This window comes from Wolbachia endosymbiont (group B) of Aricia artaxerxes (assembly GCF_964026975.1).
Lineage (GTDB): Bacteria > Pseudomonadota > Alphaproteobacteria > Rickettsiales > Anaplasmataceae > Wolbachia.
In genome coordinates, this window is the sequence record NZ_OZ034718.1 from 1,387,068 (window position 1) to 1,410,881 (window position 23,814).

The window sequence follows — 23,814 nt, forward strand, 5'->3', positions numbered from 1 at the left end:
TTTTCATAGGTTACGTAAGAAACTTAAAAAATAAAAGTTTTTATTCAATAATTTGTGTATAAGGGATATTATTTTACTGCTAGTGAAATAAACCAGAATGAAGTCTATTTTATTGACAAGGCCTTTATTAGATTCGTTGAGCACAAGAAGCACGCTAAAAAAATATGGATACAAAGTTTTTATAGAGCCAGTATTCACAATAAAGTACTTAAATCCTGATATATCCGCGCACGAATTTGATGTTGTGATATCTACAAGTAAAAACAGTGTAAAGGCTTTCAGTCAAATATGTAAAGAGTATGGCTTTCCAATTATTACGGTTGGTAATTCAACCATGCAGGCTGCAAAAAATTTGGGATTTTCCGATATAATCTCAGCAGACAGCAACGTTGATGGTCTGATATCATGCATAAAATCTCATTATTCAAATACAATAAAGTTCTTATATATAAGGGGACAAGAAGTATCATGTGACCTAAAAAAAAGATTATCTGAAGAAGGTTTTAACGTAAGAGAAGTTGTACTCTATAAAACAATTACTAAAAGGAGTCTAACTAATAGGTGTAAAAATTTACTATTGGACGGTAAAATTGATAGCGTTGCTTTTTTTTCCTCACAAACTGCAAGGGTATTTTGTTCATTAGTTCTAAAAAGTGGGCTATCTCCTGTGATGAATAATACAGTTGCATATACCATGAGTAAAAACATTGCTGATAGTTTAAAGTTAATCAAGTGGAAAAAAATTATAACATCGAGGTTGCCCACAGGGGAGAGTTTAATTGATATAATTAATAAGGATTGTTGATGCTAAAGATTGCAACTTGGAATGTAAACTCCATACGTAAAAGAATTAACCAACTTTGTAGTTTTATAGTTGATAGTCAGATAGATATAGTTTTGCTGCAAGAGATAAAATGTACAGAAGAGCAATTTCCTTATGCAGAGATAGAAAAGTTAGGATATGAATATGCTGTCTATGGACAGGTTGCAAGAAATGGTGTTTGTGTTTTATCTAAATATCTAATACTGGAAAAATTAAAAATTGATATTGTAGAGAGTCATCAAGAAGCACGTTATATAGAGTGTGTGATAAAACACACCAATAATAAGGTAAGGGTAGGAAGTGTATACGTTCCAAACGGTCAAAGCCCAGACTCTCATACTTTTGAGTATAAACTCAAGTTTTTTGATAACCTATATAAAAGGATGGGCACTTTGTTGAAAAATGAAGAGTTAACTATTATAGCTGGCGATTATAATGTTGCACTGGATGAAATTGATGTTTTTGATTCAAATTTATTAAATGGCCAAGTGTGCTTTCATATAAAAGAGCGTGAGAAATTAAGAGCGATCTTGAATCTTGGTTTTAAAGATGCATTTAGAATATCTCACCTCAACTTACAACAATTCACTTGGTGGCATTATCAAGGTAATTCACTCAGAAACAATCAAGGAATGCGAATAGATCATATGCTGCTATCGCCACAAGCTGCAGATAAATTGGAAACATGTTACATAGATGATAGGTTGCGTAAACTAGAAAACCCATCTGATCATACTCCTGTTGTATGTGTTATAAAACAATAAAAGACCTATTACACAATTCACCTTTGGCAAATAGGTCTTACTTGACTGCTGTCTTTTCTGTGCTTTTGGCTGGCTGATCTATAGTAATTTTTCCATCAAGCATAGTAAGCTGCTCACCCCCTTTATTTCCCACCTGAGGAGCTTGTTCCGGAGTAGGTTGTTTTTTACTCCCGTCAGCAATTGTTTCAAGAGAGCTTTCAATTGGGGTTTTTAAAATATCATCAATACCCTTGCGAATTTTTTCATTCAATTTTGCTCTCTTTTCTGTATCATCTTTATCTGGTGAGCTAGGGTCATATAAAGTACCTGGCCTATTATTTGAAAAAAGAACTTCAATTCCTCCCTTTACAGCAAATATTGTACCAATAACAGCAGCAACTATCGCAAGTGTAGTAGGACCAAAAATTAATATTGAAGCAATGGAAAAAAGAATAGGAAGAAAAACCTTACGTAAGCACTTTGTTACCATCTCTTGATCACTAAGTAGTGGTTCATCCTCTTCTTTTTTATCTCCACCTAAAAATGGTATTTTTTCTTTCACTCCATCCATAAAGGAGCCAGAAATATTTTTCGGGTCTATTTTTATTCCCAATGGGAACCCAACAAGTTTTATTAGTAAATCTTTAGCTTCTGTACCACGTACATCATCTAAGCATTCCTCTACTACTTGCTTTACTTTACTATCTTCCTCTCCAGCCAATTTTTTCTCTCTAACTTCTTTAAATATAGAAAGTAAAAACTGACAAAAATTCTCTTCACTGAGTGGTCTTATTTTTTCCGGATTGACATTAGTTAGTAGTATCTTCTTATAAGCTAATATAAAATAATCAGTTATTCCTTTGCTCTCCTTTAATTTGGCTTTAACTTCTAATACTTTTACAAAGTAATCGTAAATTTCCTTATGTTCCTTCTTGAAGAGCATCTCATTTTGCCCGGTCACCTGAGTAGATGACTCTAAAGGCTTATTTTTTGCTTTTGGAACTGTCATAACGATCTATTTGTACTAACCTATGCTATAATTATAGCATATTTTTCGCATTAATTCAAATTTCTTAGAACCTGTCTTGAAAGGGAAAAAAGAAAAGAATAAAGCAAGAAATAGAAAAGTAACAAATGATAAGGGAATGTAAAAAATTGCTTCCATATATTTTAAATCTGATTATAATTACAGTTAGAGATATTTTAAGAGCTCAAAATCTATCTTTGTCTGCAGACTTTTCAGTCAAATTTTTAATCAAAAAGCGTAGCGTATCTTCTTTAGTGCATGTAAATATGCTTAATCTCTGTTGTATGTGCGCTGCACTTTTTTCTAATCTTTTTTTTACACAGGGGGATTTTATGTCCAGAATTCCAGATATTTGACCTTTACTTTAGCTAAAAACCAATAGGCGCCTATTGTTTAACGCTAATTAAAATAAAAATTTTTCTAATATATAGAAAAATCACTGTTTACTGAAAACGGGGCAAGAAAGCTGCTAATGTCACAGAATTTTAGGTAAACGTTGTTTGCTTAACGTGCTCTCCTTACTTCAAGAACTCTTTAATATGACTACTATTATACTTGCGAAATTAACCACTCAAGGCATCCGTTCAGGGGTGTGGCAAAATAAGGTAAAAGTGAATTTACAACAATAAGGCAGTGCCCAGACACTGGAATCCAGCCTTTTGTAGTCTCATTGAAAGCGTTGCTTTTAATATCTATGATTAGGTTGCTTGTGAGCACCAGTGTCAAGCACTGGGATGACATTACTTTTGCTTCAATATTTACACATTAGCCATGCATCTGAACAGATACTACTTAAGTCCTTTCAAGACAGGTTCTTAGGGTATAATTAAGAAAAGCCCCAGTTGTCGCTAATTTTTATTTCTACTTCAAGTGGTATAGAAATTTCTACTGCATTTTCCATTATATCTTTCATAAGTTTTGCTGTTTCTTGCACTCTGCTCTCTTCCACTTCTACAAGTAATTCATCATGAACCTGGAGGATTATTTTACCTGACTTTAACTGATCAAAAAGCCGAATCATCGCGCGTTTTATTATATCAGCGGCAGTTCCCTGCAGTGGTGCATTTATTGCTGCCCTTTCTGCAAATTGTCTTAGATAAGGAATTTTATTGTTGATGTCTCTTACAAAACATCTTCTACCAAACAAAGTCTCTACATAACCATGATTTCTCGCGATAGATACTGCTTTTTCCATATAGACCTTTATTTCTGGGTAACAAGAAAAATAGTAATTAATGTATTCAGCAGCCTCTTGAAAGGTAATGCCAAGTCGCTTTGCAAGGCCAAATGGACTAATGCCATATATAATGCCAAAATTAATGGTTTTTGCTTTGCGTCTTAATTGCTCATCTATTTCTTGCACTCCAAAAACTTGTCTTGCAGTGATATCATGAATATCTTGCCTGTTTGCAAAAGCTTCTTTAAATGCGGTAACATTTGCAACGTGTGCCAGGAGTTTTAATTCTATTTGTGAATAGTCGGCAGAAATTATCTTGCAACCTTTTGGTGCAATAAATGCTTGTCTGATGAAATTTCCTTCTTCGCTCCTGATAGGAATATTCTGCAAGTTAGGGTTGCTCGAGCTCAGCCTTCCAGTTGCAGTCACAGTTGTTGAGAAACTTGTGTGTATTCTACCATCAATAGGATCAACTTGCTTTATTAGCGCATCAGTGTAGGTACCCTTTAATTTACTTAAATGTCGCCAATTTAAAATTTTACTTGCAATTTCTACCCCTTCTTCTTCAAGAGCCTCTAGAACTTCATAATTGGTGCTATACGACCCAGATTTTGACTTTTTCTTTTTACTTAGCTCCATTTTATTAAACAAAACATCACTTAATTGTTTTGGCGATGCAATGTTGAATTTTTCTCCTGCTAAATTATGTATATCGTTTTCAAGTACAGCAATTAGCTGCTCAAACTTATCAGACAATTCCTGTAGTTTTTGAATATTGAGCAGTATTCCATTTTGCTCCATATCAAATATTACTTTCATGAGAGGTCTATCAAAGCGCTCGTAAATCGTAAAAAGTTTTTCCTGAAATAATCTTTGTGTCAGTTTCTCATGGATCGCTATTAAAATTTTTGCCGAGAAAGTTTCTACATTTTTACTTAAATTGTGTGCAATTATGTTTGGAATGCTGTGATCATGCTTACCTGTGTCAAGGCTGTATGACATGATCATCAGGTCATCAATTGAGTCTAGCACTCTCTCTATTGTAGGAAATATTTCTCTGATCTTTCTAATATCATGTACTATTTTAAGCACCCCATTTGAAAATAAAGTTGAATTTATTATAGTAAGTGCATCTTGTAGGCAGCTTTGATCTATGTAGAAAATATTATCCTCACTACAAGATAAGGAGATTTTGTTCAATCTATTGTTTTCAAAGTGGCAATGAATTGCAATTTTACCTTCATATCTGCAATGCTCCAAAAATTTTTCTAATTCTTCACTACTATATTCTGTTTTCTCTTTTGTGCTAGATCCACTATAAGAAAAGAGCTTTTCTACTTTTCCTATCAATGAATTAAATTCATATTTCTTCAAAAAGGATAACAATTTTTCCATATTTGGAGGATGAACTTCATATTTTACAATATCATGTTGAAGATCTACTTTTTTGCATAGTGACAAAAGTTCTCTTGAAATTAGTGCTTTTTCCTTATGCTCAGTAAGAATATTACGAACTCTTGTTTGCTCAATGTTATTGATGTTTTCTATAATGTTATCCAACGAATCAAATTTATCCAGCAATTTAGCTGCAGTTTTTGGGCCTATTCCTGGAACACCTGGAATGTTATCAGATGCATCTCCAGTTAGAGAAAATAAATCAAGAAGCTTATTTGAATTTACACCAAATTTTTCTATCACTTGTTTTTCATCTACGTATATATTTTTGATAGGATCAAATATTAGAATGTTGTAATTCAAAAGTTGAAATAAGTCTTTATCTGATGAGACTACTACTACTTTAAAGTCTTCGTGGTTGGCATATTTTGCAGCTAGTGTTGCAATTATGTCATCTGCTTCATAGCCTTCAATCTCTTCATAGCTGAAGTTAAAAGCTTCTACCGCTTCTCTCAGTATTGTAAATTGTGGAATTAGATCCTCAGGAGGTGTTACTCTGTTTGCTTTATACTCAGAATATAAACTGTGCCTGAAATTTTTTTTGCCAGAATCAAGTGCTATAGTTAAGTAGTCCGAATGGGAAATATACTTCAGAACCATATTAAGAAAACCGTACACAGCACCTACTGGAATACCAGCTGTGGTAGTCAAATGATGCAAAACGTAATAAGCTCTGAAAAGAAAACCATAACCATCAATGATTGTGAAAGTTTTTTCTTTCATTGTAGATATTTATGTGTGCCTTTGATGGTCTGTTATTTAGCTGTAAAAATCAAGCTCTTGTTTCCTATAGCCAAAATAATCATAATGCTATAGTTACTATAAGAAAACATATTACGTAAGGGAATTAACTATTCTGCCACAATTTTGCTCTATCACACTTGCCATATTTAATATTCCAGCTTCATCGTAATAATTTCCAATTACTTGTAAAGCAAGTGGTAAGCCTTCATTGGAAAGTCCAACAGGAACAGAAATAGCAGGTAACCCTGCTAAGCTTGCCGGCACGGTAAACACATCATTGATGCACATAATTAGCGGGTCTGGCTTTTCATTTAAGCCAAAAGCCTCTGTTGGAGCAGATGGCACAAGTATGTAATCTATTTTTTCAAACGCTTTTATAAAATCATTTCTGATTAATGCCCTAATGCACTGTGCTTTTTCATAATACTCATTGTAATGACCTGAAGAAAGAGCATAAGAACCAATTAAAATTCTCCTTTTCACTTCTTTACCAAAACCTTCTGCTCTTGTTAGCGAATACATTTCTTCAAGGGTATCAGCATCAACCCTGAATCCATAACGTACACCATCATAGCGAGCAAGATTAGATGAAGTTTCAGCAGAACAAATTAGATAGTAAACCGGTATCGCATATTTAGTATGAGGCAGAGTAATGTCAACAACTTCAGCACCATTTTCTTTTAAATTGGAAGAAACTTTTTCCCAATTATGAACTATTTCATCTGAAATTCCATCCATCTTATACTCTTTTGGTATACCAATGCGCTTACCCTTAATATCACCATTTATAAAACTGGAAAATTTAGGCACTGTCCTTTTGCTCGATGTTGAATCTTTTTCATCATAGCCACAAATTATTTCAAGCATTAATGCTGAATCAGAAACGGAACGAGTAATTACTCCTGCTTGATCGAGAGAACTTGCAAACGCAATCATACCAAAACGCGAACACCTTCCATAAGTTGGCTTTATTCCCACTACTCCGCAATAAGCTGCTGGTTGACGTACAGACCCACCAGTATCGCTTCCTAATGCTCCAGCGCATAAAAACCCAGCAACTGATGCTGCAGATCCACCAGATGATCCACCAGGAACAACTTTTTCTCCGTCACTTTTTCTAATCCATACATTTTTAACAGGACCAAAATAGCTATTTGTGTTCGCAGAACCCATAGCAAACTCATCCATATTAAGTTTACCAAGCATGGCTGCTCCACTTTTTAAAAGCACATTAGATACCGTAGATTCATAAGTCGGGACAAAATTTTCCAGCATTTTTGAGCATGCTGTTGTTTTTATTCCTTTTGTACAGAATAAATCTTTAACACCAACTGGTATGCCCATAAGTGGTGAAATATTATCTTTTTGTTTCAAGAAGTATTCATCTGCTATTTTAGCAGCTTTTATCGCGATTTCTGGGGTTTTTGTTACAAATGCATTCAGTTGCTCATTTTCAACTGCATTAACATGCGTCTCTACAAGCTCAACAGCAGAAAAATCTCTCCGCCTAAGTCCATCATGCATCTCTGTAATAGTGAGCCTTCTCAATTCATTCATTAATATTCAATTTTAGCGAGGCATTAATTATAACAACAATAGGACAGAAAATCTATATATTTATGATCGAAAACGGGAATACAATCAAGATCAATTCAGATTTCTGAAATGGATTGGTTAGTAGTACGTTTTAAATAGCCGGTTTGGCACACAATGCTAAGCCATAAGGGTTTAGCGTTTCTAAAATCAAATATCAACATCATGCACGTTAAGTGCATTGTTATTTATAAAGTCACGACGTGGTTCAACTATATCACCCATTAGCACCGAGAATATGCTATCTGCTTCTTCACAATCTTTTATTTCAACTTTTAGCAGAGTTCTAGTTTCTGGATTGAGTGTAGTTTCCCAAAGCTGATCAGCATTCATTTCACCAAGGCCTTTAAATCTCTGCAGAGTTAAACCTTTTTTACCATAATCCATCACTATTTTTGCGAGTGTACTTGGAGACTTTATTTTTATTTCAGTTTCTTGCGACTGTAAAAATGAATCACCATTAAATAAGTCAATTATGTTATCAAGAGAACTCAATATATTCCGTATTTCTTTGCTTTCAAGCATACTAAGCGAGAATACATATTTGTCTGCTAACCCTTGAAACAATTTAGCAATGTGAATTTCCTCATCTTTTACTTCTACTTCCCAATTATATTCACTATACATCAATTTTAAATATTTTAATATCTCATCAGCAGACAATAGAGCATTCTTTTTGCTTAAAATTAGCAATGATTCTAAGAGATCTTTTGGTATTTCCCTATCATAATTTTTGCTAATGTTTGAAATACTGAGGCACTTATTCAAAACGAAACGCAAATCTTTGCCTACACCATTTAATGTTAATCTTTTAATCGCTGAATTTACTATATACTCTTCAAAAGTTTCATCATCTTTGATATAAGTATCTTTAGCATTTTTTGTAACTTTATAGAGCGGTGGCTGCGCTATGTATAAATATCCTTTCTCAATTACTTCACGCATATGTCTAAAAAAGAAAGTTAGAATCAAAGTTCTTATATGCGAGCCATCAACGTCTGCGTCTGTCATAATGATAATTTTATGATACCTAGTTTTTTCAATATCGAAGTGCTCACTCCCTATTCCAGCCCCAATTGCCGTGATCAGAGAGCCAATTTCTGCAGATGAAAAAATACGATCCAGCCCTGCACGTTCTACGTTTAGAATTTTCCCTCTTAAAGCAAGTACCGCCTGTGTTTTACGATTACGTCCCTGCTTTGCAGTACCACCTGCGGAATTACCCTCTACTATAAACAATTCCGATAACTCAGGAACTTTTTCCTGACAATCGGCAAGCTTTCCCGGTAGAGTTGCAATATTAATATTGTTTTTATTTTTAACTAACTCTCGTGCTTTTCTTGCGGCTTCTCTTCCTTTTGCTGACCTAATCGCTCTTTCTACTATACTTGCTGCTAACTTGGGGTCAGTTTCAAGTATTGTACTCAACTTGTCAAAAACTATGCTCTCTACAACTGCCCGCGCTTCAGAACTGACCAATTTATCTTTTGTCTGTGAAGAAAATTTAGGATCAGGCATCTTGAGAGATAAAACACAAGTTAAGCCTTCTCTAACATCTTCTCCAGTCAAATTCACTTTTGCCTTCTTCAAAAAACCTTCATTGTTTGCATAGTTATTGATACATCTGGTTAGTGCAGATCTAAACCCTGCCAAATGCGTACCACCATCCCGTTGTCTTATATTATTTGTGAAGCATAGCATATTCTCATAGTAGGAATCATTCCACTCCATTGATATTTCTACACTGGTACCTAGATCTTTTACATTATCTCTAATGCTGGCAATTTTAGTAACATGTGTCTTATTCTTGTCTAAGTACCGTACAAAATTAGCTGTACCAAAATTATCTTCAGACTCTTTACTATCGTTAAAATGAGACTCTACATGTGGTTTATTACGGAGATCACGCAAAATGATCTCAATATTTGAGTTTAAAAATGCCAATTCTCTGATGCGACTCTCAAGAGTGGAGTAACTAAAATCAATACTACTAAAAGTCCCCGTTGATGGCATAAACGTTACTCTAGTTCCTCTTTTATTTGTGTTTTCATTAATTATCTTTAAAGATTCAATAGACTCACCATCTTCAAAGCGCATAAAATGTTCTTTTTTATTGCGCCAGATGGTTAATTCCAGCCAACTTGATAATGCATTCACAACTGAAATTCCAACACCATGTAATCCTCCGGAAACCTTATAGGTATTGCTGTCAAATTTACCTCCTGCATGCAATTGGGTCATTATTACTTCTGCTGCCGATATTCCTTCCTCTGGATGAATGTCTGTTGGAATGCCACGACCGTTGTCGGTTACAGAAACTGAACCATCTTCATTTATGCTAACTTCAATCTTACTACAATAACCAGCTAAAGACTCATCTATCGCATTATCAACAACCTCATACACCATATGGTGCAAGCCTGATCCATCATCAGTGTCACCAATATACATACCTGGACGCTTTCTTACAGCATCAAGACCTCTTAGGATTTTTATTGCGTCGGCGTTGTAGTTACTTTCCATGGAATTGCTTTATTTATAAATATTAATTAATATTACATTTGTATGTGCTGATTAGCAACATCTTTAAGTTGAGAGAAGGATCCTTGACATGTAGATAAAACATAACATATCACCTACACGAAGTGGTTTTACATGTTATTTCAATACATAAACTTAAGTTCAAATAATCATACAAAACTCTGCTTCATATTTTAAAATAAATGGCGACAATCAAATACAATTTACCTTCTCCTTTCAATTGGACTTTCTAGCTCAACACAGGATAAGTTGCTCATACACTCTTCTAATATTTCATTCTTTTTATCATTGTTTAATCTATTGCTGAACTCTTGACACCTTCTCTCAAGAGCTGAATGCGTAGTCATAATATACCTTACTGTTTCAGATGATAACTCTGGTAACTCGCTACGGATCCTTTCTTGTTCTGTTCCAGAGAAATTGGTGAAATTGGCTCTGGCCATTTCAGGGAATTTTTGTGTGATCGTTTCTTTTATCATTTCTCTAGCCTCTTCTCCATCGAGTGTAATAACCACTGATGGATGTAAGCCAGATAAAGACTCAAATAATTTATTGTATGTTCCACCTGCACAACTTTGACCTTGATTACCATAAGTTGTTGCAGCGTCTACAAGACCTTTTACAAACATATCCTTTCTATTTTTTATGCCTGCATCACTCAAAGGAATTCTTTGATTCTCTGTTCCTGTATTTCTATCATTGCAGGCTTTCCAACATAAAATAGCTGCTTGCTTTAATGTTAACTTACTATGATTGTCTTTAAAATTATCTCCTGTTCTATTGATAAATCTTAAGCATTCAAGTGCATGAGATTTATCGCCTTCTGTAAATTCATTTGATTGTTTGATGTACTCTTCAATGTCGGTTGTGTTGCCTCTATTTAGCTGTACATAGAATTCATCTTTGCTTAAATTCTCTTTATACTTTTCTATGAGTCTATCAACACTCAAGTTTATACTAGCAACTGCACTTGGGTCATGAGTAGTTTGTGCCATAAAAGGAATGGCTGCTAAATCTTGAAAGAAAATAGGCCTTTCTTCCTCTGGAATTTGTTGTATTAAATCGTTAAACTGCTGTATTTCTTCAATGAGTGATTTGTTTAGCAAACATAAGCACAATATAGGCAGTACCAAAAGCACACAGGAATTAATAATGTGTATAATTAAAAAAATGCTTAATGTTATTCTAATAACATTTTTTGGCCACGCTGATAATCTTTTTTCATTTTCCCTTGGTTTGAAAAAATAATTTACTAATGATAAATACAAAGAGAGCTGTACAAGAAGAAAAAATGAAGGAATCATACTTACTAATAAAACTATATTAATGAATCTTTTAATTTTATTAGTGTTGTTGTAAGCATTTTGCACTCTTTCTATTAAAGCCTGTGCTCTATTTCTATTTTGCTGTTGATTATTATTTTGACCTGCAAACATACCCTATTCTAACATTAATATATCATACTATAGAAAGAATGTAAATAAAGCAAGGAATTTAGAGCTGCTTTTATTTTTGTTTGATTGGGGATACCACTTCTATACTTTCCGCTCCATCTAAGGTACTATTTGGTTTTTCTACAGTAATCTTGGGAGTTACTTTATTCTCGATATCTGCTCCATATGAGCTAAGTACTTCAATGGCCTTTTCATTCCCACTATTGAGTGCAATATCCAAGGCATCCATTCCAGCTTTATTTTTGTGATTGATAAAATTCTTCAACCGATCTCTACCAAAGCTTTCTATATATTGTTTAATGATGAGTTCCACTACTTTTCCAGGACAATTATTAGCAGCAGGAAAAAGTATTGTGTTGTTATTATTATCTTTTTTCGTTATGTCTGCTTTGAGTTTATTTATCAAATACTCGATAACTTCTACTCTGCTATCATCCTTTGCTTCAGTGCATTGCCTAATAGCTAAAAATAAAGCTGTACGCCCATTATTATCAATATCTTCAATATTCTGTCCCTTGTCAACTAAGGCTTGTATTACACTTTTATTTCCATATAAAGTAGCAAGGTGAAAAGGTGTATGTCCTTCAGTGCTTTCTCTTTCATCAATTGACGCACCATTGCTAGCTAGCAATTCTATAAACTCTGGCGTGTTTGCAAAAATTGCAAGGTGCATTGGTGTTAAGTCATCTTTGCCATGATTTCCAGTTTTTGCGTTAACGTTTGCTCCGTTATTTATCAGCAATTTCGCTATTTCAAACTGCTTATACCCGATAGCAATATGTAGTGGTGTACGATTACGTTCATAATTATCATTGACATTTGCACCAAACTTTATTAGCAGCTCTGTAGCTTCAATATCACCCATCCGAATTGCAGAGTATAAGGAAGGAGATTCATCTTTTTCTATTTCCCCTGTCATACGAAATTAAGAACACAACAATTCATATATTATTAAGAATTATTATTAAGTTTTTATTAAAATAATATTAACAATAGCTAAGAAATTAAATTTTCATTAAAAATTAATCTCTATCAATGGTTATATAAGCAAATGTTTATATAACCATTCCAAAAGTGAAGAAGTGAAAAAAAGCTTTTCATGAGAAATTATAAATGATAAATTGTTAATAATGAATTATCGAGAATAAATTATGTGCTTTGGTTTACCTAACATAAACAGAGAAGGTTATTTATTTATAGTTGTTTCCTTTATCGTAACATGTATAGCATTCTCTATATCTTGGGGAGCTGGAATTACTTGCTTATTTCCAACGTTATTATGTGCCTATTTTTTTCGTGATCCAGCAAGAGCTGTACCAAACAATAAGGACTTTATATTAAGTCCTGCTGATGGTGTAATTTCAAAGATAGAAGAAGTTAGTTACTCTTTATCAGAAGAGAATGAAGAAGAAAAGAAATTTACACTTGTCAGCATATTTCTAAGCGTTTTGAATGTCCATGTGAATCGTATACCAATATCTGGTACGATAAAGGAAATGAGCTACAAGAAAGGCAAGTTTGTTTCTGCAATGAGTAATAGGTCCAGTAATGAAAATGAAAAGCAGATTATTGTGATTGAATATGAAAAGGGAAAAGAAATCATTGTGGAACAAATAGCTGGATTTATTGCACGCCGCATTGTTTGTAATTTGAGGACATCTCAGAGCGTAAAAGCAGGTGAAAGATTTGGAATTATAAGATTTGGTAGCAGAGTAAATATTTATATTCCCATTGGCATAGGAGTAAGAGTTTCAGAAGGGCAAACTGTTATTGGCGGTGAAACAATTATAGCAGATTTTAATAAACAAGAAAAGCTTACTTTTGATGTTATATGAATAACGATGAAAGTAACAGTAAATTTTTACCTATTACCAAGTTATTCCCAAACTTTATAACTTTATTAGGTTTATGTGCTGGCCTTACTTCACTTAAATTCACATTTAATGAACAATGGGAATTTTCAGCAATTTTTATTATCATTGCAGCAATAATAGATGGAATGGATGGCAGAATAGCCAGAATTTTAAAATCAACCAGCGATTTTGGAGCACAACTCGATTCTTTTGCAGATTTTCTAAATTTTGGTTCAGCACCTGCTTTTCTTTTATATTTTTGGAAGTTAAATGAAATTAAAGTTGTAGGATGGATTTTAGTAATGATATATGTAATCTGCATATCAATAAGACTTGCAAGATTCAATGTTTCGCTACATTTAGAGCAATTATACTGGAAAAAATTTTTCTTTTCTGGTGTTCCAGCCCCTGTATGCGCTTTACTTGTTCTGTTTCCAATAATTATTACCTTTCAATCTCATGAAAGTGAATATCTACTTCTTATAGAGCAATTTTTTAACGTAAAGAATACAGCTTGTTACTTTTTGACCATCTCATTTTTTTCGATAAGTCATATTCCAACTTTCTCTGCAAAATACATTTATGTCCCTAAAAGTTTATCCTATATATTTGTGTCATTTTTTGGAATATTGATCATACTGTTTATAAGCAAGCCCTGGATAACACTACCAATTTTAGGTGTAGTTTATATCTTGACTATTCCAATAAGTATCGGACTTTATATACATTACGCATATAAAACTAGTCAGCTACATAAAAAATAGTGAGCAGCATGATTATAAAAGTAACTGATCTATTAAACTCTTTTTTATATATAAAGATATTCAACATACCATTTATAATTATTTGGGTAATTGCAACTGGGGTTTTTTGTACGATTCGATTCAAATTCATTAACTTTAGGTTGTTCAAATATGGAATACAAACACTATTCAACCTAGAGAGCCATAATAATAACGGCATAATCACCCACATTCAGGCATTTGCAACGGTAATTTCAGGAACAGTTGGTCTTGGAACAATATCAGGAGTTGCAATAGCTATTACAATAGGGGGGCCAAGTGCAGTTTTTTGGATGATAATTACCGGAGTACTTGGCATGTCAATAAAATTTGCTGAAGTAGTGCTTGCATTTACTCATCGCTCTGAAAACACAACTGGTGGGGCTTTTTATTATATGGAACATGGACTTGCAAAGATTGGATTTATGAAGACTGGCAAATTCCTTGCATTTATCTACGCAGTTATGCTGCTTGTTGCAATGATTCTAGGCGGCATACCATTTCAGGCAAATCAAATTGCAGCGTTGTCAAGTAACTTATTTGAATACAACACATCTGTTATTATCTCGCTATTTGTATTAATTGTAATACTGGGAGGAATAAAGCGAATTGCTTTAGTTGCAACAGGTTTAGGGCCGTTTACACTACCGACAATGTTGCAAAAAACATAAAAATAAAACTAGAGAAAACCATTTCTCGAAAACTTCTGTGTCCAGAACCAAGAGTCCGATTTACTTATAGCGCTAATAATCAATTAACCATCGGCTTTAAGGAATGATATGAACATATTATTTCAAGGAAAAGTCATGAGAAACAAGAGATTAGCTATCCAAATTAGCTGTAGCTATGAACCTAATCGGTTAGCAGAACAATGCTTATCAGATGCTTATGAAAAGGTAGTGTCAAAGGAAATAAGTCAAAAAAACTTAAAACATAAAAATGGGATTCAAGGAGGGTCAAATGGTAACAGTATGTTTATATGCGAGAGTTTCTTCGGGGAAACAAGTAGAAGGAAATACGATAGAAAGTCAAATTGCAGCTTTAGAGAAGCAAATTAATCTGGACGGATACAGATTGTTAAGTGAGTATAAATTTATTGATAACGGCTACAGTGGATCTCATTTAGTCCGCCCTGATTTAGAAAAATTACGTGATAAAGTAACAGAAGGTAAAATTGATAAGATTTACATTCATTCTCCTGATCGTTTATCTAGAAAATATGCATATCAAATGGTGCTGATTGAAGAATTTGAAAAAGCAGGAGCAAAAGTGGTTTTTTTAAATTATGAGATTAACGGTAACCCAGAATGGCTTTGTTGCATAGCACTGATAGGCATGTAAATCACAGTGAATTTACGCAGCTAATTTAAATTCAGCCATACCTATATCAGTAAATTTGTTCAATAAGTAGCACTTAATTAACAGCTCTTTTTCACGATTTACCTCTGATTTATTTTTCAAGCCAAACCCAAATATTTGCTTCAACCTATAGAAAAAGACTTCAATATAAGACCGTGCTCCATACTTAACTTTTTTCTTCCATTCATTAATACCATCTTCATAATTCTCATATGACCTAATTCTACTAATATACTTGTTTCTTTCTGATAAGTAGTCAGCTAAACAAATTTTAGTATCCTTCCTAGGGCGAATAATAGGCACAATATTGTATTTTCTGCATTCTTTATACACACTTTTTATATCATAAGCCGCATCTGCTCGAATAGAACAAATGTTATATTTATCACTGACTTCTTCTAACATATCGCAGACCGGCAAATAGTCTACAGCAACACCACTAGTGTAGTTCATGCTTATTGCTTTCTTATCATTTATGTTTAAAACAACATGTAATTTTCTTACTTGACCATAACCACTGTATTTTCTTTTTCGAATATTAAGCTTACTATGCCCACCGTTATTATTGTAGATACTAACTCTAGTGCTATCTACGGCAATTTCAACATTTTCCAGATCATCTTTATTGCTTCTATGGTCATCAATCTTCAAATTAAGCTTTTTAAATCTTCTGGAAGCTTGTGTATAGCTGATAATCTTAAGTTTTTTGCCTATTTGTACCATATAACCTTTTACAAAACCTACAGCTTGTCTCAAGCCAATTCTAAAAAGATGAACTATTATGTGTATTAAAATTACAACTTTATCACTATAAGTGTTATTGCCACCTGCAACTTTTGGACTATTTTCATACCGATTTTCTATGGCTTGATTAACAAAATGAAAAACATTTCCTCTTTTTTTGAGAAACTCGTTATATTCTCTTTGGTTACTTACTCTCATTTTTTGTGGCATAAGTTGTACTTGTTTGAAAAATGCCTATTTTACAACAAAATTCGTTAGTAGCCATATATTAAAAAGCTTTTCTTCTTACAATAACCTCAACCAACACTAGCTATGCAACAAAGCCACCCAGAATCTCAATTACTGTTACAAATGCAAGGTATGATAGCAGAATATGAACGTGCGAAAATTATGGAACGAAGTCGTCGTGGTAAAATCTATGCAGCTAACAAAGGCTATGTAAATGTAATGGGAGGAGCTCCTTATGGTTATCGTTATATAGATAAGCATATGGGAGGAGGACAAGCTTTATTTGAGATTAACGAAAAAGAAGCTGATGTCGTTCGTAAAGTATTTTTGTGGATAGGCAGAGAAAGAACAAGTATTGGGGAAGTATGTCGTCGGCTAAATACTATGTCCATTAAGACACAAAAAGGAAAAGAACGCTGGAATAAAGGTACAATTTGGAGTATGTTGAAAAACCCTGCTTACAAAGGACAAGCAGCTTTTGGTAGAAGAAGGTTAGGAGTAAGATTAAAGCAAGTAAGACCACAGAAAGGCTCTTGTGAGCAGCCAAAAAGTAACCACTCTGTCTATCCTGTTGAAAAAGCAAATTGGATTTATATTAAAGTGCCAAATATAGTAGATGAAGATATATTTGATATTGTTCAAGAACAATTAGCTGAAAATAGAAAAGTAGCAAGGACAAGAAAAAGAGGAGCAAAGTACTTACTACAAGGTTTAGTCATATGTAAGCGTTGTAATTACGGATGTTACGGAACTTGCATGAGAAGTAGACGAGAAGAAGAAGGTGGTCATTATGCATATTACCGTTGTAGTGGTAAAGATTCTTACCGTTTTGGTGGTAATAAGATTTGTGACAATAAACCCATTCGCTCAGATGCATTAGAAACAGCTGTGTGGGAAGAGGTTAAGCAGTTATTGAAAAATCCAAACAGGATTTTAGAAGAATACAAGCGTAGGCTTTCAGAACTAAAAAAATCATCATTGGATCAAAAAAGTGACCTGCTAGAGAAACAAGAAAATAAATTAAAACGTGGTATTGCTAGACTTATCGATAGTTATGCTCAAGAATATATCAATCAAGAGGAATTTGAACCACGAATTAAAGCAATGAAACAAAGCTTAAAAACAATTAAAGAAGAGAAGAAAAAGATATTTTATCAAAAGGAATTAGAACAGGAGGTAACTCTGGTTGTGGCCAATTTAGAAGACTTTTCTTCCAATATTACGTTAAACCTTGATAACGCAGACTGGTTAACTAAACGTGATATTATCAGAACATTGGTCAAGAGAATTGAAATTAACCTTGAGGACGTAAATGTGGTATTTCGCGTAAAAGAGCTACCGAACTCTTCTGGACATAATGGAAAGGAAAATAAAAATTTGCAACATTGTCGTAGGTGTAATCATGATAATGTTATATATAGGCATGTGTATATATTTAATCTGTGTAAACGGAAATAATCTACTGAATGCTCTATCTATAATATTTCAAGATATCTTTAACAAATCAGCTATAGGAGGTGGAGTATTGAGTGGATTAATAGCAGGGGTAAGAAGGTCAGTGTTTGCTAATGAAGCAGGTACTGGAACAGCAGCTATAGCACATTCGATTGTAAAAGAGAAAGACCCAGTTAAAGTTGGAAGTGTTGCAATGATTGCACCATTTGTAGACACAATATTAGTCTCATTTTTGACTGGTATTGTGATAATTATCACCGATATGCATAGCACTAATACCGTAGGTGATATTACGTTAGTTAGCTCAGCATTTTCAACAGCCTTGCCTTTATTGAGCAAGCTAGCTCTTCCGCTGATAATGTTTTCCTTTGCATTTTCCACAATAATAGCTTACTATTACTACTGTGAAGTTGCCCTGTTGTACTTATTTGGTAACAAAAAAGTACTGATATTGTTCCAAATTCTTATAGTGGGTTCAGTGTATATCAGTTGTATGTCAAAAAATATAGAATTTATATCTTATTTAGGCGATAGCCTGTTTATGTGCCTTATGATTCCAAATGCTGTTGCAATATATCTACTGAGAAGGGAAGTCTTAAATACAATAGATTCTTATTACAAAAGGTATTAAACATGATTTATAGATTGCTTTGCATGATGTTATTTTGCCTATCGTTTAACGATGTATACGCTGCTTCAGTTTTTCATAAAAGTTATGACACTGCATTAAATGGAGTAAGCAACTTCATGAATGAAGTGTTGTTTTTCAAGATCTTTCACGTACCATTTATAATTCTTTTATTGGCCTTTGGTTATATATTTCTAACACTACGTTTTAGATTTCTCAACATAAGGATGTTTAAGCATGCGTTCGCTATTTTATGTGGAAAATATGACACAGATCATCATGATGGTCACATTACGCATTTTCAGGCATTTGTAACCGCGCTATCAAGCACAGTAGGTCTTGGAACTGTTGCTGGTGTTGCAATTGCAATTTCAATGGGAGGGCCAGGAGCGGTACCTTGGATGATGATCACAGGCTTTTTTGGTATGTCTGCAAAATTCGCTGAAGTGACTTTAGCATTCAGGCACAGAACAGAAGGTCAAGAGCAGTTATTCAGTGGTCCCTTTCAATATATAAGAAATGGACTAGAGGAATTTGGATTTAAGAAGCTTGGTATTGTGATAGCTGCAATATATGCAGTGTTTTTTGTATTGTCAGGTCTTGGTGGAAGTGTAGCATTTCAGACTAATCAAATGGTTTCAATATTATCTGGCTATTCAAGCTGGATAGATAGTCATCCTTGGGTTCTTTCCTTCATAATTTCTACATTACTTGCTCTAGTGATTATCGGTGGAATCAGGAGAATAGCTAGAGTATCTTCTGCACTAGTGCCTATTATGTCACTCATATATATTTTGAGTTGTTTCACGATTATTGCATTCAATATTCACAATTTTAGCAATACATTAAAAATATTGTTTTCCAGTATGATAGACTTCAATGCTGTTGGTGGTGGAGTAGTAGGAGCATTTGTCGCTGGGATTCAAAGGGCAATTTTTGCCAGTGAAGCAGGTGTTGGTTCTGCTGCAATTACTCACGCTGTAGCTAAAGATGAGGAGCCGGTTAGGACTGGTCTAGTTGCTATGATAGAACCATGCTTCGATACAATGTTAATTTGTTGTTTGACAGGAATAACAATAGTAATAACAGGCTCATACCAGACTGGCATTGGCGAGGGAATATTGATCACCCAAAAAGCATTTGAAACAGTTTCTTCTTGGTTTCCTATACTTTTAACCATCGCTGCGCCTTTGTTTGCGTTTTCCTCAGTAATTTCATTTGTATATTGTTGTGAAATGGGATGGCTGTATTTGTTTGGTGTAAAAAGTGTAGTAATATATCGTATAGCGGTGGTGGTAGTTGCATTTTTGTCAGGTTTGTCTAAAGATATAATGGCTATTGCTAATATTGGTGGGGCTTTATTCTCTTGTTTAGCACTCATCAATATGACAGCACTTATACTGTTTAGCAATCAGATTAATGATGAAGTTCAATGCTATCTAAAAAGACTGAGGAATAACAAGATCAACTAGATTTTTAGTATAATGGAGAAATATATAATTCTTATATTATCTTACGTAATCGGTTCAATACCGTTTAGCTTAATTATTGCAAAAATAAATGGTATAAATTTAAGAGAAGTAGGTTCAGGAAACATTGGTGCTACAAATGTTGCAAGAACAGGAAATAAGAGACTTGCTGTCCTCGCATTATTTTTAGACTCTTTGAAAGGATTTGTCGCGGTTTATACAGCACAACAATTTTGTGATAATAACGATTTTTATATATATGTATCTGCAATTTTAGCAGTTCTAGGGCATATGTTTCCTATTTGGCTAAGGTTCAATGGAGGAAAGGGAGTTGCAACAACTTTGGGAGTTTTGATAGCACTTAACATTTCTATAGCATTAGCATTTGTATTTGTCTGGCTAATAGTATTTTTTATCTTTCGGTACTCCTCTCTTGCTTCCTTGGCTGCTACTGCAGCAGCTGTTATAGCATCTTTCTTTTTTCAAAAGGAGTTATTCCTTATACTACTCACTGTAGCGATATTAATTTTCTTGAAGCATTACAAAAATATTGCAAATCTTCTGCAAGGCAGAGAACGTAAGTTTTTATGAGCTATGTCTCATTCCTTCTACTACATTACTAGCGGATACTCCATGTGAGAGACGACTTGAGACTACTTCTTCTACTTCTTTTATTATTTCTTCCATGTTTTTTCCACTTTTTTTACATGCATCATCAAGTGCTAATTTTAGCTTACGTATATCATACTCTTCTAGCATCTTATTCATTTCTTCTTTCGTTATCTCTAATTTTTTTAGTAAGATGTTCTCCATTATTTCTCTTTTATCACCTTTATATTGTCCATTTAGTCTGTTATATGCAATGCAACACTTCCTTTCTCGTGGCAAGGCTGACAGATTTTGCAATGTAGCATCTATTTGAGCTTCTATAGGGTTAACTTTCCTAGCCTTTTCAGCAGTTTCTGACCTAAATTTCTCTACTTCTTCTTTTATTATTTCGTCAGCTATTCCCTTAGCTTCATTCAAAAATGAATCCTTAAGAGAAAAATCTATCCTAAGTAAATTTTGGTTTAAAAGCTTCAAAAAGACTTTTTCTTTGATATTTTCGAGTTGGTCATCTAAAGCATGCTCCTGCAGTCTATCTCTCATGTGCTGACCCAACACAAAGTGCTCTAATTTATTTAACTTTACAGAGCTGATATTTTTCATTAATGTCAGCACAATTTGTTCACTATACTGAGAAGTAAAACTTAGCAACCTTCTCATTAAAGGAATGCTTACTTCTGCAATAAAATCATCAACTATTTTTTGACTTTTATCATCTTCATAATTATTTTGGGCGTTATGCCAAGCCCTAAGAATTTCTTTACTGTTCTTCTTATTTTTTAGCCTGTCTAACATAAACTTACGTGCTTCATTTTCTGCTTCTGTAAGGAGCATTTGTCTAGGTGGTGTAAATTTAATCTCTGGATCGGAATGAATACCCTCTAATGTACTTAACATTCTGTAGATAACACCAGTAAAACATGTGTTAGGAATTCGTTCTTTTCTAGAGAAAGTTTGGCTATCTAGTAAATTTGCAATCAACGCGTCTTTTTTATTTTTTACAGCTTCTCTATCTCCATCATTGCAGGCTCTAAGAACTAACAGAAGAATTTGTCCACCAGTGAAGCCAGAGCTATGTTTCTCATTACCTTTGCAAAAATCTTGCAAAAACATTACTAATTTTCCCTTATTCTCATTACTAAATGGTTGGCCATCAAGCATATGTAAGTGATTTATATATTCAATAAATTCTTTAAATCCCTCATTATTAATAGTGTCTTCAGATACTTGTTCAGTATATTTATCTTTTAATTTGTCAATATTTTTAATGATATCATTATTTAATTGATGGGGTAGTAAATGTTCAAGCTTAATATCAAAGCTATTGACTAGCCCACGTGAGTTTTCTTTTATGCCTTCTAAAAAGAAACTAATAGCAGCTTTGAGTAACGTAAATGGATTAAAATCCTTTGGCCTTAATTCACTTTGTAATAGAATTAAAATCATTGCAAGTGGTATTGTTGCAAGTAACGAAACAAGCAGGAAAGTAGTTGTAAAAGTTATATATGTTATAGAGGCAAAAAATAAAAGGAAAGATGCTATCTTAATTTTATTTTTCTCAAAAAATATTTCCCAATATTCCTTTTTACTTATTTTTTCCTGCTTTGCAGCTTTTATGTCTTTATAAACGTAAAAAGTTTTTATTTCAGATCTAAAAAACAATGTGGCAAAAGATAAAAAGACATTGGCAGGATTAACTAAAATGCTTAAAGAAACAAAAGCTGCGAAGTAACTTGCTGTCTTTAATCTGTAAGAATCCTTTCCAGGAAATTGTATTTGGGAAACACCTATCATAGCCTACTCTCTATAATATTATGATATTGTAGTAATAACAAATAGCCTATAGATGTCAATGCTTAAGTATTTTACTGTCTACGCACTCATCGTATTCAATTTCAACTGTAGAGTGCGCAATTTCGAACCTATTTAATAGTATTTTTTTTATCTCATACAAAATATTAGTGTGTTGTCCATTTTGCTTTATCTTGGCATGCATAGTAAGTATAAAATAATTATCAGATAGTGACCATGCATGTATATGATGCACATCTATCACTTCAGGTAACTTAGATACAATCTCACTTTTTATCTCCTCAGCAGATACACTCTCAGGTGTACCTTCAAGGAGTATATGGCAAGAATTCTTGAGAATTTTATATCCACTGTTTAAGATTATTACACTGACAAATACTGACAAAATAGGGTCCACTATTTGCCATCCGGTAAACATGATAATTATGGATGCAAGTATAGCAGCTACAGAACCTAAAATATCTCCGATAACATGCAATACAGCACTTTTTATGTTTATATTACTTTCGCATTTACTATGTAATATAAAAAAGACTATAATGTTAGAGATCAGGCCAAGTGTGGCAATTATTAGCATTACTTTCCATTCAACATTGACCGGACAAATGAATCTCTTTATTGATTCAATTATAATGACCGCTGCAATGAAAAATAGAGTTAAACCATTAACAAATGCTGCTATTATCTGCAATCTGTGATACCCATATGACCTCTGTAAATCAGATTTCTTAGCTGAAAATTTGTGTGCTATCCAGCTTAAAACCAAGGCAAAAAGATCAGTGAGCATATGTCCTGCATCTGATAGTAGAGCAAGCGAATGTGAAATTACTCCACCTGCTATCTCCATAAGCATTGTTATTGCGACTATTATTATGGAATAAATTAAGCGCTTGGACTCTGCTATTGAGTGTTTGCCATTGTGCACTGCTGTCATATAAAATCTTTTTATGAGCAAAAATCGTGGGTAACACTGGGCTCGAACCAGCGACCCCTTGCACGTCAAGCAAGTGCTCTACCAACTGAGCTAATTACCCATCGTAGCTTTAGTATAGTGCTTCAGTGAAATGAAAGTCAATTTGCTTTTAGACTTCTTGCTGAATGAAACTCCTTGACAAACCTTCCCACTTTCCTTATCATACCAATAAGAGTACTTATCCTTGTTTTTGATCCTCGCGGGTTCAACAACAAAAATTCAGTAAAAAACTCAGATATTTATTGGCAAATTACATAAAAATTATAGCGGCTGCATGTCTTTTTTATTTTTTCTACATTCAGCCAAATCGCGCTTGTTAGGACATTATTACAACGCCAATTTACATTA

At 33.7% G+C, this 23,814-nt stretch carries 17 protein-coding genes, 1 tRNA gene and 2 pseudogenes; 10 read left to right on the top strand and 10 right to left on the bottom strand.

Going from position 1 to position 23,814, the window contains the following annotated elements; all coding sequences use genetic code 11:
• The first annotated feature begins 97 nt into the window (after window positions 1-97).
• The gene (locus tag AAGE00_RS06390) at window positions 98-805 is read left to right on the top strand and encodes a uroporphyrinogen-III synthase (RefSeq protein WP_007302498.1); all 708 of its coding nucleotides are present in this window, start codon (window positions 98-100) and stop codon (window positions 803-805) included.
• Window positions 805-1,587 (top strand): exodeoxyribonuclease III, encoded by a 783-nt coding sequence (locus tag AAGE00_RS06395; protein ID WP_213863914.1) that lies wholly within the window; start codon window positions 805-807, stop codon window positions 1,585-1,587. Before AAGE00_RS06390 ends, AAGE00_RS06395 begins: the two co-directional genes overlap by 1 nt.
• A 37-nt stretch (window positions 1,588-1,624) precedes the next feature.
• On the opposite strand, the gene AAGE00_RS06400 is transcribed toward AAGE00_RS06395, so the two are convergent.
• The 6 genes from AAGE00_RS06400 to AAGE00_RS06425 form a co-directional block, all read right to left on the bottom strand.
• Window positions 1,625-2,575, bottom strand: a complete 951-nt coding sequence (locus AAGE00_RS06400; RefSeq protein ID WP_007302496.1) for a hypothetical protein — start codon at window positions 2,573-2,575, stop codon at window positions 1,625-1,627.
• 844 nt (window positions 2,576-3,419) lie between these two features.
• Complete coding sequence (gene polA, locus AAGE00_RS06405; RefSeq protein ID WP_007302475.1) at window positions 3,420-5,948, bottom strand: DNA polymerase I; 2,529 nt, start codon at window positions 5,946-5,948, stop codon at window positions 3,420-3,422.
• 111 nt (window positions 5,949-6,059) lie between these two features.
• Window positions 6,060-7,526 carry an Asp-tRNA(Asn)/Glu-tRNA(Gln) amidotransferase subunit GatA gene (gene gatA / locus AAGE00_RS06410; protein ID WP_213863912.1) on the bottom strand — a complete coding sequence of 489 codons (1,467 nt, stop codon included), beginning with the start codon at window positions 7,524-7,526 and terminating at the stop codon, window positions 6,060-6,062.
• Window positions 7,527-7,712: 186 nt separating this feature from the next.
• A complete protein-coding gene (gene gyrB / locus AAGE00_RS06415) occupies window positions 7,713-10,085 on the bottom strand; it encodes a DNA topoisomerase (ATP-hydrolyzing) subunit B (protein ID WP_007302477.1) in 2,373 nt (790 codons plus the stop codon).
• Between the two features lie 221 nt (window positions 10,086-10,306).
• Window positions 10,307-11,539, bottom strand: a complete 1,233-nt coding sequence (locus AAGE00_RS06420; RefSeq protein WP_019236892.1) for a hypothetical protein — start codon at window positions 11,537-11,539, stop codon at window positions 10,307-10,309.
• A 70-nt stretch (window positions 11,540-11,609) separates the two neighbouring features.
• Window positions 11,610-12,476 carry an ankyrin repeat domain-containing protein gene (locus AAGE00_RS06425; protein WP_019236893.1) on the bottom strand — a complete coding sequence of 289 codons (867 nt, stop codon included), beginning with the start codon at window positions 12,474-12,476 and terminating at the stop codon, window positions 11,610-11,612.
• Between the two features lie 232 nt (window positions 12,477-12,708).
• Here AAGE00_RS06425 and AAGE00_RS06430 point away from each other — a divergent pair, with 232 nt between their 5' ends.
• From AAGE00_RS06430 to AAGE00_RS06445, 4 genes and pseudogenes are all read left to right on the top strand, one after another.
• On the top strand, window positions 12,709-13,392 hold the full coding sequence (locus AAGE00_RS06430) for a phosphatidylserine decarboxylase (RefSeq protein ID WP_213863911.1): 684 nt from the start codon (window positions 12,709-12,711) through the stop codon (window positions 13,390-13,392).
• Window positions 13,389-14,174 carry a CDP-alcohol phosphatidyltransferase family protein gene (locus AAGE00_RS06435; RefSeq protein WP_254229922.1) on the top strand — a complete coding sequence of 262 codons (786 nt, stop codon included), beginning with the start codon at window positions 13,389-13,391 and terminating at the stop codon, window positions 14,172-14,174. The genes AAGE00_RS06430 and AAGE00_RS06435 overlap by 4 nt, the downstream gene beginning before the upstream one ends.
• Window positions 14,175-14,182: 8 nt before the next feature.
• Window positions 14,183-14,839, top strand: a pseudogene (locus AAGE00_RS06440) (alanine:cation symporter family protein); the annotation flags it as partial.
• 292 nt (window positions 14,840-15,131) lie between these two features.
• Window positions 15,132-15,533, top strand: coding sequence for a recombinase family protein (locus AAGE00_RS06445; RefSeq protein WP_341815196.1), 402 nt, complete (start codon window positions 15,132-15,134; stop codon window positions 15,531-15,533).
• A gap of 12 nt (window positions 15,534-15,545) precedes the next feature.
• Here AAGE00_RS06445 and AAGE00_RS06450 read toward each other — a convergent pair whose 3' ends face one another.
• Complete coding sequence (locus tag AAGE00_RS06450; protein WP_341815220.1) at window positions 15,546-16,505, bottom strand: IS5 family transposase; 960 nt, start codon at window positions 16,503-16,505, stop codon at window positions 15,546-15,548.
• A 150-nt stretch (window positions 16,506-16,655) separates the two neighbouring features.
• On the opposite strand from AAGE00_RS06450, the gene AAGE00_RS06455 reads away from it, so the two are divergent.
• The 4 genes and pseudogenes from AAGE00_RS06455 to plsY all read left to right on the top strand — a co-directional run bounded on the left by AAGE00_RS06455 (window position 16,656) and on the right by plsY (window position 20,666).
• Complete coding sequence (locus tag AAGE00_RS06455) at window positions 16,656-17,981, top strand: recombinase family protein (protein ID WP_341815372.1); 1,326 nt, start codon at window positions 16,656-16,658, stop codon at window positions 17,979-17,981.
• Window positions 17,917-18,609 (top strand): annotated as a pseudogene (locus AAGE00_RS06460) (alanine:cation symporter family protein); the annotation flags it as partial. The gene AAGE00_RS06455 and the pseudogene AAGE00_RS06460, both read left to right, overlap by 65 nt.
• A gap of 2 nt (window positions 18,610-18,611) precedes the next feature.
• The gene (locus AAGE00_RS06465; protein WP_341815221.1) at window positions 18,612-20,078 is read left to right on the top strand and encodes an amino acid carrier protein; all 1,467 of its coding nucleotides are present in this window, start codon (window positions 18,612-18,614) and stop codon (window positions 20,076-20,078) included.
• Window positions 20,079-20,090: 12 nt separating this feature from the next.
• The gene (gene plsY / locus AAGE00_RS06470; protein WP_052264701.1) at window positions 20,091-20,666 is read left to right on the top strand and encodes a glycerol-3-phosphate 1-O-acyltransferase PlsY; all 576 of its coding nucleotides are present in this window, start codon (window positions 20,091-20,093) and stop codon (window positions 20,664-20,666) included.
• Here the strand turns inward: plsY and AAGE00_RS06475 are convergent.
• The 3 genes from AAGE00_RS06475 to AAGE00_RS06485 form a co-directional block, all read right to left on the bottom strand.
• Window positions 20,661-22,475 (bottom strand): hypothetical protein, encoded by a 1,815-nt coding sequence (locus AAGE00_RS06475; protein ID WP_341815222.1) that lies wholly within the window; start codon window positions 22,473-22,475, stop codon window positions 20,661-20,663. The two genes, plsY and AAGE00_RS06475, sit on opposite strands and share 6 nt — an antisense overlap.
• A 55-nt stretch (window positions 22,476-22,530) precedes the next feature.
• Window positions 22,531-23,427: a cation diffusion facilitator family transporter gene (locus AAGE00_RS06480; protein WP_007302486.1), complete on the bottom strand. Its 897-nt coding sequence runs from the start codon at window positions 23,425-23,427 to the stop codon at window positions 22,531-22,533.
• 27 nt (window positions 23,428-23,454) lie between these two features.
• Window positions 23,455-23,527 (bottom strand) — tRNA-Val (locus AAGE00_RS06485).
• Window positions 23,528-23,814: the final 287 nt, after the last annotated feature.